General features: G+C 51.6%; 10 protein-coding genes and 2 pseudogenes. 10 read left to right on the top strand and 2 right to left on the bottom strand.

What is annotated here, in order from left to right; genetic code table 11:
- The 10 genes and pseudogenes from amrA to ACY69O_RS04870 form a co-directional block, all read left to right on the top strand.
- On the top strand, positions 1-867 hold an 867-nt coding region (gene amrA, locus ACY69O_RS04915), incomplete at its 5' end, for an AmmeMemoRadiSam system protein A (RefSeq protein WP_462332349.1).
- Positions 868-891: 24 nt separating this feature from the next.
- Complete coding sequence (locus ACY69O_RS04910; RefSeq protein ID WP_462332348.1) at positions 892-1,176, top strand: hypothetical protein; 285 nt, start codon at positions 892-894, stop codon at positions 1,174-1,176.
- Between the two features lie 282 nt (positions 1,177-1,458).
- Positions 1,459-2,619 (top strand): glucose-1-phosphate adenylyltransferase, encoded by a 1,161-nt coding sequence (locus ACY69O_RS04905; RefSeq protein ID WP_462332347.1) that lies wholly within the window; start codon positions 1,459-1,461, stop codon positions 2,617-2,619.
- A complete protein-coding gene (gene glgD, locus ACY69O_RS04900) occupies positions 2,619-3,728 on the top strand; it encodes a glucose-1-phosphate adenylyltransferase subunit GlgD (protein ID WP_462332350.1) in 1,110 nt (369 codons plus the stop codon). Before ACY69O_RS04905 ends, glgD begins: the two co-directional genes overlap by 1 nt.
- Before the next feature lie 19 nt (positions 3,729-3,747).
- The gene (locus ACY69O_RS04895; protein WP_462332346.1) at positions 3,748-6,180 is read left to right on the top strand and encodes a glycogen/starch/alpha-glucan phosphorylase; all 2,433 of its coding nucleotides are present in this window, start codon (positions 3,748-3,750) and stop codon (positions 6,178-6,180) included.
- Between the two features lie 30 nt (positions 6,181-6,210).
- Positions 6,211-8,109, top strand: a pseudogene (glgB, locus tag ACY69O_RS04890) (1,4-alpha-glucan branching protein GlgB); the annotation flags it as partial.
- Positions 8,110-8,169: 60 nt separating this feature from the next.
- Positions 8,170-9,615: a glycogen synthase GlgA gene (gene glgA, locus ACY69O_RS04885; protein ID WP_462332345.1), complete on the top strand. Its 1,446-nt coding sequence runs from the start codon at positions 8,170-8,172 to the stop codon at positions 9,613-9,615.
- Entirely contained in the window at positions 9,605-13,066 is a 3,462-nt protein-coding gene (gene malQ, locus ACY69O_RS04880) for a 4-alpha-glucanotransferase (protein WP_462332344.1), read from the top strand. The genes glgA and malQ overlap by 11 nt, the downstream gene beginning before the upstream one ends.
- Positions 13,067-13,151: 85 nt before the next feature.
- Positions 13,152-13,844: a DUF2225 domain-containing protein gene (locus ACY69O_RS04875; protein WP_462332343.1), complete on the top strand. Its 693-nt coding sequence runs from the start codon at positions 13,152-13,154 to the stop codon at positions 13,842-13,844.
- A complete protein-coding gene (locus ACY69O_RS04870) occupies positions 13,841-15,472 on the top strand; it encodes a DUF4127 family protein (RefSeq protein WP_462332342.1) in 1,632 nt (543 codons plus the stop codon). Before ACY69O_RS04875 ends, ACY69O_RS04870 begins: the two co-directional genes overlap by 4 nt.
- A 55-nt stretch (positions 15,473-15,527) precedes the next feature.
- On the opposite strand, the gene ACY69O_RS04865 is transcribed toward ACY69O_RS04870, so the two are convergent.
- Positions 15,528-16,286, bottom strand: a complete 759-nt coding sequence (locus ACY69O_RS04865) for a DeoR/GlpR family DNA-binding transcription regulator (RefSeq protein ID WP_462332341.1) — start codon at positions 16,284-16,286, stop codon at positions 15,528-15,530.
- A gap of 199 nt (positions 16,287-16,485) precedes the next feature.
- Positions 16,486-16,620 (bottom strand): annotated as a pseudogene (locus ACY69O_RS04860) (3-phosphoserine/phosphohydroxythreonine transaminase); the annotation flags it as partial.

Genomic DNA, 16,620 nt, shown 5'->3' with positions numbered 1-16,620 from the left:
TCGGGTGACCTGTCGCACAAGCTGAAGGAAGACGGACCGTACGGTTTTGCAGAGGAAGGCCCCGTGTTCGATAAGGAATGTACGGAAGCTCTGGGAAGCGCGGATTTTACAAGGCTTCTTGCTATGGATTCGGAGCTTTCGGAGGGTGCCGCGGAGTGCGGCCTGCGTTCATTTTGGATTATGGCAGGAGCACTTGACAGGAAAGCTGTCGATGCGGAGCTTCTCTCATACGAAGGAACCTTCGGAGTGGGCTACGGTGTCGCTTACTTTGCTGTCGGGGCCCGTGATGAAAGCCGAAACTGCGGGGAAAGGTTTGAGGCGCTGGAGAAGGAGCGCCTTGCAAAACGCCGCGCGGCTGAGGATATTTATGTGAAGCTGGCACGGTACAGCCTTGAGACCTTTGTTACGACAGGGGAAAGGGCGGCATTCCCTGACCGTCTTCCGAAGGAGCTTACCGAAAGGAAGGCAGGCGTATTTGTATCCCTTAAAAAGGACGGGCGCCTGCGCGGCTGCATCGGTACATTTCTGCCCTGTGAGGACAGCATTGCAGCGGAGATTCTCCGCAACGCGGTCTCGGCATGCTCGGAGGACCCCAGGTTCTCACCTGTGAGAAAGAGCGAGCTTCAGTCTCTCGTATACAGTGTTGATGTTCTGGGAGAGCCGGAGCTGACGGATATGGATGGCCTTGATCCAAAACACTACGGCGTTATTGTCGAGGCTGAGAACGGGCGGAGAAGCCTTCTGCTTCCTGACCTTGCGGGGGTGGATACCGTTGATGAGCAGGTAAGCATTGCCCGTCAGAAGGGAAATATATCGCCTGATGAGAAGGTACGTCTGTGGCGGTTCGAGGTAGTACGCCACAGGTAACGGACAGCGGGAAGGAGGGGGCGTATGCGGTCTAAAGGGTGGAAATATCCCGAAGAGGAAGAGATGAAGCGCGGAAAAAAGCAGCGGCTCACCCATGCGCAGATGAGCAGCATGGTGATGGCCATAGTCATATGCTGCTACAGCATCTTTTTCATAAACGACATACCGCTGGCATTCCTCACCGGCGCCTTTGTCCTCTTCATGCTTGACCCCGTCATAATAAGGGCATTCGGGGAAACAATCGGGAAGGTGGTTCACGCGTTCTCAGTGACGCTGATAATCGGCTCGTTCATATTGGCATTTATGTGAAGATGCAATGCAGCTCTTCGTGAAAGAATTTTTCCTTTTGCGGAGAGCTGCTTTTGTTTTAGGAAAATTAATCGAAAATTTTAATTGTAATTCATGCAGGAAAAACAGGATTCCTGTAGAAGTTAACTATGTGACGCTGTGATTCGGTTCTTGCCGTAATGGGCAGTGTTGGCGGTATTGCATGAATAAAACGTAATGCCGGTTTGCTTTTGCTATTCCCTTCCATTGACGATATTGGAAGGATGATTTTCATATCCGTATACAGACAGGAGGGAACATTTTGTGAAGACCACTTGTGTTGCGATGATTCTTGCGGGAGGGCAGGGAAGCCGTCTTGGGGCGCTGACAAAGCGCGTAGCCAAGCCTGCGGTGTCCTTTGGCGGAAAGTACAGGATTATTGATTTCCCGTTGTCCAACTGCGCTCATTCGGGCATTGAACGTGTGGGGGTGCTGACTCAGTACCGTCCATTTGAGCTCCATAATTATCTCGGAAACGGCGACGCATGGGATCTTGATGTACGCGCCGGAGGCCTTTTCATTCTGCCGCCCTATGCGCGCGACAAGGGCGCGGACTGGTATCAGGGGACTGCCGATGCAATCTATCAGAATCTGTATTTCATTTCGTTCTCCGACCCGGAGTATGTGCTGGTGCTGTCGGGAGACCACATTTACTCCATGGATTATTCGCAGATGATACGCGCCCACAAGGAAAAGGGCGCGGAGGCTACGATTGCCGTTATCCGCGTGCCTGATGAGGAAGCGCCGCGCTTCGGCATCATGAATACGGATGAGAAGGGGCGTATTCTCGAGTTTGAGGAAAAACCGAAGCATCCGAAAAGCAATCTCGCTTCCATGGGCATATATCTTTTTTCGACAGATTTTCTTCGCAGATATCTTGAGGCCGACGCAAGAAAAAGAACCTCCAGCCACGATTTCGGCAAGGACGTCATACCGAAGATGCTGAAGGACAAGGCGAAGCTTTACGCGTATGCTTTTGACGGATACTGGAAGGACGTAGGAACCATTGAAAGCCTCTGGGAGGCAAATATGGATTTTCTGGCAGATGTTCCGCCAATCGACCTGGGCGGACGCTGGCGTATACGCTCTGCAAATCACTCCATGCCGCCGCATTATCTCGGCCCCAGGGCAAAGGTGCAGCATTCAATGATAAATGAGGGTTCTGTTGTGCTGGGAAGAGTGGAGCATTCCGTGCTGTCTTCGGGAGTACATATTGACTCCGGCGCAGTAGTAACAAATTCTGTCCTTATGCCCTTTGCAAGGGTAGGTAAGGGAGCAGTGGTTGACCATGCCATTGTGGGGCAGGGCAGCTTTATAGAGCCCGGAGCAAGCTTTAAGGGCGAAGAGGGTAAGATACGCGTTACGGGTGATGAAACGGTATATCATGCCGATGGAACAATTACGGAGGGAGGTGGCAGCTTTTGATGAAAAATGTCATGGGACTTGTGAATCTGCAGGCGCAGGAGGAGCTTCTGAGCGCTCTTACCGACCAGCGTCCGCTGGCATCCCTGCCCTTTGGCGGCCGCTATCGCCTCATTGATTTTCCGATTTCCTGTATGGTAAATTCGGGAATACGAAATGTAGGCGCGATTCTGCCGACCAATTCACGTTCGATTCTTGACCATCTCCGTTCGGGCAAGGACTGGGATCTGGCACGCCATCATAAGGGACTGTTTTATCTTCCTTCGGTACGCAAGCTGAAGGGGGAGCCTGACGGCGATCTGCAGAATATGTACTCGAATCTGGATTTTGTCGAGAACAGCTCGGAGGAATTTGTTCTTATGGCAAATTCCTCGGCGGTATACAACATGGATTTCACTCCCGTAATGGAGATGCATCTGAAGCACGACGCTGATATTACCATTGTTACAAGCCCTGCCATGGGCAGCGATGCCAGCACGGGCATAGTAATCAAGGCGGCAAAAAACGGCAATGTCACCGATATATGCCTTCAGCAGAATATCCAAAAGGGCGAGGAACGGGCGCTGGGAATATATTTCATGAAAAAGCAGCTCTACATTGAGCTTGTGCGGCAGGCCGTTGAGCACGGCGGAAAGGATTTCCGTGTTGATGTGCTTCTCCGTGCGGCGAAGGGCTGCAGAATATATGCGTATCACCAGAAGGGATACGCGTGCAGGGTCTGCTCAATTCAGGCCTATTATGATGCGAACCTTGACCTTCTGAATCATAAGGTGTGGGAGGAGCTTTTCCTTCGCGGAGGGGCGCCGATTTCCACAAAGGTAAAGGATATGGCTCCTGTCAGGTATCTTGAGGGGGCCAAGGTGAAGAACAGTATAGTGGCAAACGGCTGCGAAATCGCGGGAACGGTGGAGAACAGCATTCTGTTCCGCGGGGTCAAGGTGGAGCCGGGAGCGGTAATACGGAATTCTATCGTCATGCAGAACGGCATCATAGGCTCGCGGGCAGATATCGAGTGCGTCATTACCGATAAGAATGTTGTGATTACGGCAGGTAAGGTGCTGCAGGGTGCAAGAACCTACCCTGTGTACATAGATAAGAACAAGCGTGTATGATTTTGCGGGGAGCAGAAATATGGAAATGACAAAGGAAGAAAGAGAGCGGGAGGTTGAAGCCCTCCGCCGCAGATTCGTTGCAACAGGTCATATCCTTTGGGGACGTGAGCTTTCCGAGCTGACGCCTCATGAGATGTTTCGTACGGTTGCGGCGACGGTAAAGGAGCTTCTTTCGGAAAACTGGATTCGCACCAACCGTCTTTACGCGGAAGAGAAAACAAAACAGGTATATTATTTTTCCATCGAGTTTCTGCTCGGAAGACTTTTGAACAGCAATCTGATAAACCTCGGGGTAAAGGAGCTGCTGGCGGAAGCACTGAAGGGGCTCGGAATATCCCTTACGCGGTATTATGAGGAGGAGCCTGACGCGGGACTCGGCAACGGTGGCCTTGGGCGCCTTGCGGCGTGCTTTATTGATTCGCTGGCTGCTCTGGGCATGCCGGGACACGGCTGCTGTATACGCTATCAGTATGGCCTTTTTGAGCAGAAGATAGTGGACGGTCTGCAGGTAGAGCTGCCTGACCGCTGGCTTCGCGACGGCTTTGTATGGGAATACCGCAAGCCGGATAAGGCGGTAAATGTGCGTTTCGGCGGAAACGCATGGATGCGTCCGCGTCCTGACGGCAGGCTGGAGCTGGTGCATGAGGGCGGAACTATGGTCATGGCGGTTCCTTATGATGTGCCCATCGTGGGGGCGAACGGAAAGACCGTAAATACTCTGCGCCTCTGGAACGCGGAGCTGAACAAGGATTTCACCCTGTACGGAGTGACTCAGGAGGAACGCGAGAAGCGCCAGGAGTATCAGCGTTTTGTCGAGAGCATAACGAAATTCCTCTATCCTGATGACAGCTCTTATGAGGGACGACGCCTGCGCCTTGTGCAGGAGTATTTTATGGTTTCCGCGGGAGTGCAGGGAATCTTGAGGAATCAGCTTCGGAGTGGTGTTTCGCTCCGCGAACTGGATAAGCATGCGGCAATACACATAAACGACACGCATCCTGCTCTCGTGGTAGCGGAGCTTATGCGTCTTCTTGTTGATGTCCATGAGCTTGAATGGAACGAGGCATGGAAGGTTACATGCAAGGTGGTGGCATACACGAATCACACCATTATGCCTGAGGCTCTCGAAAAGTGGCCTGTGGACATGTTCAAACCTCTTCTGCCGCGTATCTATCTCATTATTGAGGAGATAAACCGGCGTTTCCTTAAAGAGGTCCGCAGACGCTACCCGGGTGATGAGGCTCGGGTTCATGCGCTTTCCATCATTCAGGACGGGCAGGTACACATGGCACGTCTTGCCGTAGTGGGAAGCCACAGTGTAAACGGTGTGGCGGCTATTCATTCGGAGATTTTGAAATCCACAACGCTTCACCCCTTCTATGAGCTGCATCCTGAAAGGTTCAACAATAAGACAAACGGTGTCACGCACCGCCGCTGGCTTATCGGGGCAAATCCTGAGCTTGCGGGGCTTCTTGATGAGACCATTACGCCGAGATGGCGTACAGAACCTGCCCGGATGGCGGATTTTGCAAGGTATGCGGACGATGCCGAGGTACAGAAGCGGTTAGCGGAAATAAAGCACACAAGAAAGAAAATGCTGGCCCGCTGGCTTCGTGAAAAGACAGACCAGAGAATCGACGCGGATACGATGTTCGATATTCAGGTCAAGCGTATTCACTCCTACAAGCGCCAGCTCATGAACATTCTTTATGTAATGGATGCGTATGAGCGCATAAAGGAAGGAGCGGCGGAGGATTTCCTTCCGACCACTGTTTTCTTCGGCGGAAAGGCAGCACCGGGATATTATATCGCAAAGGAAACCGTGCGCCTTATCTGTGCCGTGGCAAAGCGCATAAATGCAGACCCTGCGGCGGCAGGAAAGCTGGCCGTGGTGTTCATGGAGAATTTCGGTGTTTCCCTTGGTGAGGCAGTCTATCCCGCGGCGGATATTTCGGAGCAGATATCCACTGCAAGCAAGGAAGCCTCGGGAACAGGCAACATGAAGTTCATGATGAACGGGGCTATCACGCTGGGAACACTTGACGGAGCAAATGTCGAAATCCGTGATGCCGTCGGCGATGCCAATATTATCATATTCGGCATGCGCGCTTCCGAGGTAATGGGATACTACGCTCACGGCGGATACTCTGTCTGGGATGAGTATAACGGCAATCCGGCGGTACGCCGCGTGCTGGACCGTCTGACCGACGGAACCTATGGGGATTTCCATTCACTGTATGATTATCTCCTCAGGAACAACGACGAGTATTTCATACTGAAGGATTTTGACGCGTACCGTGCTGCCCATGCGGAGGCGGCAAGACGCTACTGCAATGAGGACGCATGGAGAAAATCCATGATTATAAATATTGCCCAGTCGGGCAGATTTTCATCTGACAGAACCATCAAGGAATACGCAAGGGATATCTGGGGGATTCACAGCGTGCAGTAAGGCGCTTTTGAATATGGAAAGGACGGTAATATGAGGACAGCGGAGTTGGCGGAGTATGATCGATATCTTTTTCATCAGGGCACGAACTATCACGCGCAGGAGATGCTGGGCGCGCATTATGTGACCAGGGACGGAGTGCGCGGTGTGCGTTTCGCGGTCTGGGCTCCTCATGCGGTTAATGTCAGCGTTGTGGGAGATTTTAATTCCTGGGACACGCGGGTGAACCCTATGGAGCGCATAGGCGACGGGGAGATATGGACATGCTTTGTGCCGGAGCTTCCGGAGGGAACGGTGTATAAATATGCCATTGAGCCTCCATGGGGAGGACCGCATATCATGAAGGCCGACCCATATGGATTCTATGCGGAGATGAAGCCGGCAACAGCATCGAGGACGTATGAGTTTTCCGATTATGAATGGCATGACGGAGAATGGATGAAGGAAGCTGCAGAGGGGAAATCCTATGAAAAGCCGATGCTGACATATGAGGTTCATCTGGGCTCATGGCGGCGCTCGCCGGACAACGGATATCTCAGCTATCGTCAGCTGGCAGAAGAGCTCATAGATTACGCTGTCAGCATGCATTATACGCATATAGAGCTTATGCCTCTCTGCGAGCACCCCTACGACGGTTCCTGGGGGTATCAGGCTACAGGGTATTTTGCAGTTACCAGCCGTTACGGGACCCCTGATGATTTCAAATATTTCGTTGACTGCGCCCATCAGAAGGGAATCGGCATCATAATGGACTGGGTGCCGGGCCATTTTTGCAACAATGATGAGGGGCTGCGCCGTTTTGACGGCCCCAATCTTTACGAATCGGACAATCCGCAGCGCGCGGAGAACAAGGGCTGGGGAACGACGAATTTTGATTACGGGCGCACGGAGGTGCAGAGCTTCCTCATATCCAACGCACTGTTCTGGTTCGAGGAATATCACATAGACGGACTCCGCATTGACGCGGTGGCGAATATGCTTTATCTGAACTACGGCCGGGAGGAAGGCGAGTGGATTCCGAATAAGTTCGGAGGAACCGGAAATCTCGAGGCAATGGAGTTCATCAAAAAGCTCAATATTGCGGTATTCAAGGAGCACCCTGGAGCGCTCATGCTGGCAGAGGAATCAACTGACTGGCCGCTTATATCCCACCCTGTTGATCAGGGAGGAATGGGATTTAACTATAAGTGGAACATGGGCTGGATGAATGATGTGCTTGAGTATATGAAGCTGGACCCTGTATATCGCAAGTGGGAGCAAAACAAGCTGACATTCTCGCTGATGTACGCTTTCTCGGAGAATTTCGTTCTTCCGCTTTCCCATGATGAGGTGGTACACGGGAAATGCTCGCTCATAAGCAAGATGCCCGGCGATTACTGGCAGAAATTTGCGGGACTCCGCGGATTTTTCGGATATTGGCTGGCACACCCAGGGAAAAAGCTTCTGTTCATGGGCGGCGAGTTCGGGCAGTTCATAGAGTGGAATTTTGACGACAGCCTGGACTGGCATCTGGTTGAGCAATACGATATGCATAAAAAGATGTCGGACTGCTCGGCGGCGCTGAATGAGTTCTATGTCAGGGAGCCTGCTATGTGGCAGGTGGACTTCGACTGGAGCGGCTTCGAGTGGATTGACTGCAAGGACGTGGATCAGAGCGTCATTTCCTTCATCAGAAAAACGAAAGACGGCGCTGATTTTGTCATTGCAGTGTGTAATTTCACTCCGGAGGTGCGGCACGGTTACCGTATCGGAGCGCCGCGCGAGGGTTTTTACGAAGAGGTTTTCAACACGGACGAGGAACGCTGGGGCGGCTCGGGCGTGAGAAATACAGGCGAGCTTGAAACGGAGCCTGTGCCTTGGCAGGAGCGTGAGCAGTCGCTGGTGCTGACGCTACCGCCACTGGCGACGGTATATCTGAAGCTTCGCAGGGAAAAAGAGAAACCGCGTGCTGATCTGAAGAAGAGCGCACGCCTGCAATAGGAGGGACCAGGAATGAAGATCGGTTTTGTGGCATCAGAAGCGGTGCCTTTTGTAAAGACCGGCGGCCTTGCTGATGTGGCGGGGGCACTGCCTAAAGCGCTTGCTGCTTTGGGACACGATGTACGTGTGTTTATTCCGAAATACTATCAGATACCGCAGGAATACCGTGAAAGAATGGAGCACCTCTGGAGCGGGGAGATTCCCGTTGCATGGCGCAGAAAGTTTCTGGGCATCGACTGTCTCAAAGAGGACGGTGTGACATGGTATTTTATCGATAATGAGGATTATTTCAGGAGAGACAGACTTTACGGGGAATTTGACGATGCGGAGCGTTTCTCGTTTTTTGCCCGCGGTGTGCTGACGGCAATGGGTGTGCTGGATTTCTTCCCGGATATCCTTCACTCCAACGACTGGCATGCGGCGCTTGTGCCTGTGCTGCTGAGACTCGAGCATATGGGCGACGGCCGTTATGAGTCCGTACGAAGTGTCTTCACAATCCATAATCTTAAATACCAGGGTGTGTTCGACAAGGGGATAATGCCTGATGTGCTCGGCCTTGACTGGAAATATTTCAATAACGGGGACCTTGAGTATTACGATGCCGTGAACTTTATGAAGGGCGGTATTGTCTACGCGGATATGGTTACTACCGTAAGTCGTACATACGCCGAGGAAATCCAGTATGAATATTTCGGTGAAGGCCTGCATGAGCTGCTGAGATCCCGTGCGGAAGCGGGAAAGCTCATGGGTATTGTTAACGGCATAGACAACGACAGCTTTGACCCGCAGACGGACCGCCGCCTTGTCTATCCATACAACGCCAAGGAGCTTCGCATGAAAATCGAGAACAAGGTGGCGCTGCAGCATCAGCTGGGACTTCCGGAAAACCGGCGCGCACCGCTTATCGCAATGGTAACGCGTCTGGTGGAGGCCAAAGGACTCGACCTGGTCATGCGTATAATCGACGAGCTTCTGTCCCAGGAAAATATGCAGTTTGTACTGCTGGGCGTGGGAGATGCTGTATATGAGGCATGGTTCCGTGAGCTTGCATGGCGCCATCCGGATAAGGTATCTGTGAATCTTTCCTTTGCGTCTGAGCTGGCGCAGCGTATTTATGCGGCGTCGGATATATTCCTCATGCCCTCCAAGTATGAGCCATGCGGTATCGGACAGCTTATTGCCATGCGCTACGGGTCCGTCCCGATTGTGCGGGCTACCGGAGGGCTGAAGGATACGGTACAGACATACGACAAGCTGACCTGTGAGGGCAACGGCTTTGTTTTCCCGAACTATAATGCTCATGAGCTGCTCTTTACGATAAAACGCGCGCTGAGCCTTTATAAGGACATGACGGCATGGAGCGTGCTGGCGCGCAATGCTATGGCGGCTGATTATGGCTGGAAGAGGTCGGCTGAGGAATATCTGAGAGTTTATAAGGGGCTTTGCCATGAAGGTTGAGCATGATTCCAGAAACGCGGCGTTCCGCAATCCGCTGGGTGCGGTTGAGGCGGGGAGCCATGTGCGTCTTGCTGTGCGTGTGGAAGGTGTCTCCGAGGCATCGGGAGAGCTGAGAATCTGGCGTGACGGCGCGGGAGAACAGCGCCTTGCGCTCAGAGAAGAAAAAGAGGGCGAAAGTATCTGGCTTTCGTCCTTTTTGTCAATGCCGGAGGAGGGCACGCTGGTCTGGTACCGCTTCGAGCTGGAGCTGGACGGACGACGCTTTATCTGCGGGCAGGATAAAGATGAGCTTGGCGGCATGGGAGACTGGTCGGAGGATGAGCTTCCTTCTTTTCAGATTACGGTATATGACAGGGGGGCTGACACTCCTTCGTGGTTCAGAAAGTCCGTGATGTATCAGATATTTCCCGACCGTTTTTTTAGGAAGGAGGGGGTCCCCGTTCCTTCAAAGCGCGGTGCGGTGCTTCACACAATGTGGAACGATACGCCGCAGTATTACCGCGACACGAACGGAGATATTCTTGCCTACGATTTCTTCGGAGGGAATCTGGCAGGCATACGGGAAAAGCTGCCATATCTTAAAGATCTGGGTATAACAGTGCTTTATCTGAATCCTGTATTTGAGGCTCAGAGCAGTCACCGTTATGACACAGGCGACTACATGAAAATTGACCCGATGCTGGGGACAAACGAGGATTTTGCCCTGCTCTGCAAGGACGCGAAGCGTATGGGAATACGGGTGATATTGGACGGGGTATTCAGCCATACGGGCGCCGACAGCAGATACTTTAACATGTTCGGGACGTACGAAGGACCAGGAGCATTCGAGTCCAAGAAATCTCCTTATTACGAATGGTATGATTTCCAGGATTATCCGAAAAAATATACAAGCTGGTGGGGCGTTGGAGTTCTGCCGGCGGTAAAAGAAACGACACCGTCGTATATGGATTTTATAATCCGCTCGGAGGACAGCGTGCTGCACCATTGGCATAATGCGGGAATAAGCGGCTGGCGCCTTGATGTTCTGGATGAACTGCCGGAGGCATTTTCGCAGGCTTTTTACAAAGAGCTCAAAAAGACTGACCCTGAGGCTGTTCTCATAGGAGAGGTGTGGGAGGATGCTTCCCACAAGGTGAGCTACGGAAAGCTGCGGACATATCTCTGCGGCCACGAGGCAGACGGAGTTATGAACTATCCGCTGCGTGACGCGATAATTTCTTTTCTGCTGGGTGAAATCGATGGCGGACACGCGGCGAAGATTGTTACGAGCCTTGCGGAAAATTATCCGAAGCATAATTTTTATTCGCTTATGAACCTTCTGGGCAGCCACGACACACCGCGTCTTCTTTCTGTGCTGGGCGGCATGCCTGACCTTCATGAAAAGACACAGTATGAACAGGGCATCTACAGGCTGCCGAAGGAAAAGCTGGTGCAGGGACAGAAGCGGGCACGCCTTGCAATGCTCTGGCAGATGACATTCCCGGGAGTGCCGTCCATATATTACGGAGATGAAATCGGTCTGCAGGGAGGAAAGGACCCTTTCAACCGCGGACCTTATGACTGGGAGAACGGGGACAGAGAGCTGCGTGAGTTTGCAGCGGAGGCTGTGAAGCTCCGCTGCAAAAATGCGGCGCTGCAGACGGGAGAATTTATTCAGCTTTCAAGCGTCGGAGATATATACGCTTTCGCACGCACTGTGCGTTATGGAGCAGATGTGTTTGGAGAGGCTGCAGATAACGGAGTCTTTGTTACCGTGCTGAACCGAAGCGCGGAAATAGAGCATGAGATTTCAATATCTGTAGGGGATTTCGCGGCAGATGACATGGTCTTTGAGCCTGTTATGTGCGCGGGAAAAATCAAAGAAGATAAGATTCCCGTCAGGGGAGGAAAGCTTGGCATAACTCTTGCGCCTCTGAGCGGGGCCGTACTGCAGGCACGGCCTGATGAGAGAAAGTACAGGAGACTTGCGGGCGTGCTTATGCACCCTACATCATTCCCTTCGCCCCACGGCATAGGAGATATCGGACCGCAGGCGCACCGTTTTATAGACTGGCTTGCGGCATCGGGGCAGAGTGTATGGCAGATGCTTCCCCTGGTTCCTTCGGGGGAGGGAGGCTCGCCTTATTCCTCCACGTCGGCATTTGCGGGGAATCCTCTTCTTATTTCGCCTGATGAGCTTATGGAGGAAGGACTTCTCATAAGAGAGGATTTCGTAAAAGTTTTTGACGAGGACGAGCATGTAGATTTTGACACTGTGACGGAATATAAAGAAGAGCTTCTGCACAGGGCGTGGACACGGTTCCGTAAGGGAGTGCCTACAGGCTATGCGGGCTTCTGCAAAAAGGAGGCCTGCTGGCTTGATGATTACGCTCTTTACATGGCGCTGCGCAGGGAAAAGGGCGTGCCCTGGACTGAATGGGAGCCGTCTTTGGCAAAACGTGAGCCTGAAGCATTGAAGGCAGCGGCGGAAAGGCTGCAGGACGAATGTGAGTACATCCGCTTTACCCAGTATGTATTCGCCTGCCAGTGGCATCGGCTGCACTGCTATGCGAAAAAGAGAGGGATTCAGATAATCGGAGACGTTCCGCTTTTTGTTGCCCATGACAGCGCGGATGTATGGGCGCATCAGGAACTGTTTGCCCTTGATGAAAGAGGAAATCCCGCAAAGGTGGCAGGTGTACCTCCGGATTATTTCAGTGAGGATGGTCAGCTTTGGGGTAATCCGCAGTATGATTGGAAGGCTATGGAAAAGGATGGTTTTTCCTGGTGGATTTCACGGCTTGGACATCTGGCGGCAATTGCAGATGCTCTGCGCATAGACCATTTCAGAGGGCTTGCATCCTACTGGGAGATTGACGCTGACGCAAAAAGCGCGAAGGAAGGCCGGTGGGTTAAGGGTCCGGGACATTCGTTCTTCGCTGCGGTGAAGGAAGCTCTGGGGGACATAAAGCTTATAGCTGAGGATTTGGGAGTACAGGCAGACGAGGTTGATGAGCTGCGCCGTGGAGAAGGACTGCCGGGGATGCAGGTGCTGGAGTTTGCTGTCACGGATAACGGAACGCCGCGCGCAGGAAGCACGGAAGAGGAAAACTGTGTGGTTTACACAGGAACGCACGATAACAATACTGCAGCGGGTTGGTTCGCAAATGACCTGAATATGTGGAACCGCCCGAGGGTCTGTGAGTATCTTGGACTTCCGGCAGAATGTACGGCAGAGAACGTGGCTGAGGCGCTTATCGAAGAGGCCTACATGTCCCGGGCACGTCTTGCTGTGATTCCTGTGCAGGATATTCTGGGGCTTGGGGAAGATGACCGTATGAACCGTCCCGGTATTGCGAAAGGAAACTGGAGGTGGCGAATGAAACCGGATGCGCTTACCCGTGAAAGAGCCGAAAGTCTTCGCAGATTGGCCGAAAAGGCAGGACGAAAGGGGAGAGCTCTGGGAAGATAGGTTCGCTTTATTTTCGTTTTAGTTTATGTTATCCTATTAATTGTACTCTGTAATTCAATATGCAGTTTTTGAAGGAGTTGAAATTATGGCAACAGGCAACACGTATGTTGTGGAAAAGGTCTGCCCCATCTGCGGGGAGAAGACACGTGTTATAAAGGTACGCTCCCGTCTTATCGCGGAGAAGAGTGATCCGGATTTCTGCACGTATTATCAGGATTTTAATCCGTATTACTATACGGTTTGGGTTTGTGAGCACTGCGGTTTTGCTGCAGATGAGAAAACCTTTACCGGCGTAATTCCGGCACTGCACAAGAGCAAGATTAAGGATTTTCTTGCAAACCGCAAGGTGGGCTTTAAATTTGAAGAAACCCGCGGTCTGCCGGAAGCAGTAGCTTCCTATAAGCTTGCGATTTTCTATTCGGAGCTGATTGATGAGTCTCTGGCTCATATCGCAGGTCTCTATCTCAAGCTGGCTTGGCTGTACCGTACCTCGGGCAAGCCTGAGGAAGGAATTGATTTCCTCCGCAAGGCCGGTGAGCTCTATGACCGTTCCGTCATGACTGAGCGCTATCCTATCGGGCAGATGTCGGATTACATGGCAATCTACCTTACGGGCGCGATTTACTACATAAGCGGAGATATCGAACAGGCGACGCAGTACCTCAGCCGTCTTATGAGCGACCAGACACTCCGCGAAACAGAACCTAAGCTTTTCGAACGTGCAAGAAATCTTTGGCAGGATATTCGTGAAGCAAAGAAAACCGGTGAGGATGAATGAAGCCGATAACAGCGCTTTTAACAGCACTGTTTGTCCTGATGTGCGCTATGCCTGTGGCTATGGCAAAGAAGGTACCGCATCCGGACAAGCCGAGAGTAATTTTCGTGCCGCATGACAACAGACCGATTTCCGACGAGCAGACTGAGGAAACCATGAAGGCCGTCGGCTGGGATATTGTGACGACACCTGATGAACTTCTCGGAAACCGTGAAAGACCGGGAAATCCTGATGATGTATGGGATTGGCTTGATGATCAGGCACAGTCGGCAAACATTGCCGTGCTGTCCTCCGATACACTTTTGTACGGAAGCCTTGTAGGCTCCAGAAAACATGATTATCCGCAGCGTGTGATTGACGCGCGTATTGACCGGTTCCATGACTTTAAGGCAAAAAATCCGAATCTTAAGATTTATGTGTTCGGATCAATAATGCGTACTCCGCGTTCTTCAGAGGAATCCAGCGGAGTTGAGCCAAGCTACTATGCAAGCTATGGCAGCGACATTTTCCGGTATACTTCTCTGACGGATAAAATGGAAACGGAAGGGCTGACTAACCGTGAGAAAAAGGAATTTGAATTCCTTGGCAAGCTTATTCCGAAGGATGCCATTGATGATTGGCTGACCCGCCGTAATAAAAATTTTGAGGCAAATAAGAAGCTGATTCAGCTCAGACGTGAAGGCCTCTTTGATTACCTGGCACTCGGACGTGATGACAACGCTCCGTATTCGCAGACACATATGGAAAGCCGCAAGCTGGCGGCGGAGGGTGCTGACCTCGGGGTGTCGAAGTTCCAGGCAATGGCAGGAATCGACGAGTTTGCGCTGCTCATGTTCACCCGTGCTTACAATGACTGGACGAGAACAGTTCCGTTCGTTTATGTTAAATACAACTGGGGCCGCGGAGGAAACACGGTACCGAAATATTCCGACGAGAAGATTTCGGATACCATAAAGGCACATATAACGGCTGCCGGCGGACTCCTTATGAGCTCGGATAAAAATGCGGATTTTAATCTGCTGGTAAATACGAATCCAAACGGTCAGACCTATGAGGCAAATGACCGTGCAAATAACGGCACGCCGCGTGACGGCACAAAATATTTCGTTGAGCTTGTTCAGGAAAGCATAGCTACAGGAAAACCGACCTGTGTTGCTGATATTGCATATGCCAACGGGGCGGACAATGCTTTGATGGAAATGCTCAAAGACCATGAGCTTCTGTTCAAACTCCGTGCATATTCCGGCTGGAATACGCCGACCAACAGTACGGGCTTTGTGCTTGGACAGGGCATGCTGGCATCGAAGATGTCGGACGAGGCATGTGACAAGCTGCTTATGACACGCTATCTTGATGACTGGGCATATCAGGCCAATGTCCGCGGAACAGTAGCACGGCAGCTTGGCTGGCTGCGCGCAAGCGGCACGTATTCTACGCTCGGCGACAGGAAAAGAGCAGCTGAGGCAAGAACGACGAATTTCATGAAGCGTTTTGCGGAAGAAAATCTTCCTCCCTTTGAAGGACTGCAGTACCTTGAGGTTACTTTCCCCTGGAACAGAATGTTCGAAGCTAAGTTCGACATTTCAAAGCCCTTTGATTTTCAGGAATATAAAGCAACGCATATGTATTGAATAAGCATAAAAAATAATCCGGACGATTCGTCCGGATTATTTTTGTTTGTACATGTTATTCGTTGCTTGATGTTACGGTATATACGTGTGTATCTCCCGCGTGAAGCATTTGTGCTGCCTCGGCGGTGATGCCGTCGTCGGTGAACACAGAGTCTACCGCTTCGAACGGGAACAGGGAAACAACACCCGTCTGGGTGAATTTGACCGATTCCGTGAGAATGACGATATGCTTTGCCTTTTTCGACATTGTACGGATTGCTTCAGCGCGCATGAGGTTGTTGCTCATGAAGCCGTTTTCGTTGAAGCCGTCGATACCGATGAAGAATTTATCCACATAGAAATCGCTGACGCATTTGCGGATCATAGGCCCGATCATTACCTGGGATTCGTTCTGGTATTCGCCGCCCAGCAGAATGATGTGAGCGCTGGGGGATTTGCGGACGAAGGAGGCAATGAATGCCGAGTTCGTGATGATTGTGACGTCGCGGCGGTTCATGGCGAGCTCTTCCGCGAGCAGCGTGCAGCAGGAACCGGACTCAATCATTACTGTTTCACCGTTATGTACTGTATCGGCAGCGCGCATTGCAATGCGGTGCTTCGTTTCGTAGTTGAAGGAAAGATGATTTGCTATGTCGTCACTCTGCGCCATGGCCGCATAGCCATGCTCCCTGCGGAGAAGCCCCATGTGTTCCAGTGTGCTGAGGTCTTTTCTTATTGTAACCTCTGATACATCAAGCCCCTGTGCGAGCTCGGTAACGGCAACGCGTTTCTTTTCGTTTACGATGTTCAGCAGCTTACGGTGACGAATATGCAATGTTATCAGTCCTTTACATTAATTTAATATGTAAGTATTGTCTTTCACAAAACGCATTATAGCATATTTGAAGATTGAATGAAAGAAGTTTTTTCATTTGAAATGAATTTCTTTGTATTTTAAATGCAATGCGCAGAAAGTGAAAGCAAAAATATGCGCAAAAAAACCGCATGGCCTTGTGCCATGCGGTTTCTGTGCTTTATGCGTTTGCTTTTTTGAATTTCTCCATGAAGTCTGCAAGACGCTCTACGCCTTCCATGGGCATTGCGTTGTATATGGAGGTGCGCATGCCGCCGACTGAACGGTGGCCTTTGACTCCGCAGAGCTGGTTCGC

The organism is Schwartzia sp. (in: firmicutes) (assembly GCF_978017985.1).
This window is presented reverse-complemented; position numbering and strand designations above follow the sequence as displayed.

Excerpts from the sequence above, each read along its gene's own strand:
- ACY69O_RS04910 (WP_462332348.1), top strand. The coding sequence starts at position 892 with ATGCGGTCTAAAGGGTGGAAATATCCCGAAGAGGAAGAGATGAAGCGC.
- glgD (WP_462332350.1), top strand. The coding sequence starts at position 2,619 with ATGAAAAATGTCATGGGACTTGTGAATCTGCAGGCGCAGGAGGAGCTT.
- ACY69O_RS04895 (WP_462332346.1), top strand. The coding sequence starts at position 3,748 with ATGGAAATGACAAAGGAAGAAAGAGAGCGGGAGGTTGAAGCCCTCCGC.
- glgA (WP_462332345.1), top strand. The coding sequence starts at position 8,170 with ATGAAGATCGGTTTTGTGGCATCAGAAGCGGTGCCTTTTGTAAAGACC.
- malQ (WP_462332344.1), top strand. The coding sequence starts at position 9,605 with ATGAAGGTTGAGCATGATTCCAGAAACGCGGCGTTCCGCAATCCGCTG.
- ACY69O_RS04875 (WP_462332343.1), top strand. The coding sequence starts at position 13,152 with ATGGCAACAGGCAACACGTATGTTGTGGAAAAGGTCTGCCCCATCTGC.
- ACY69O_RS04870 (WP_462332342.1), top strand. The coding sequence starts at position 13,841 with ATGAAGCCGATAACAGCGCTTTTAACAGCACTGTTTGTCCTGATGTGC.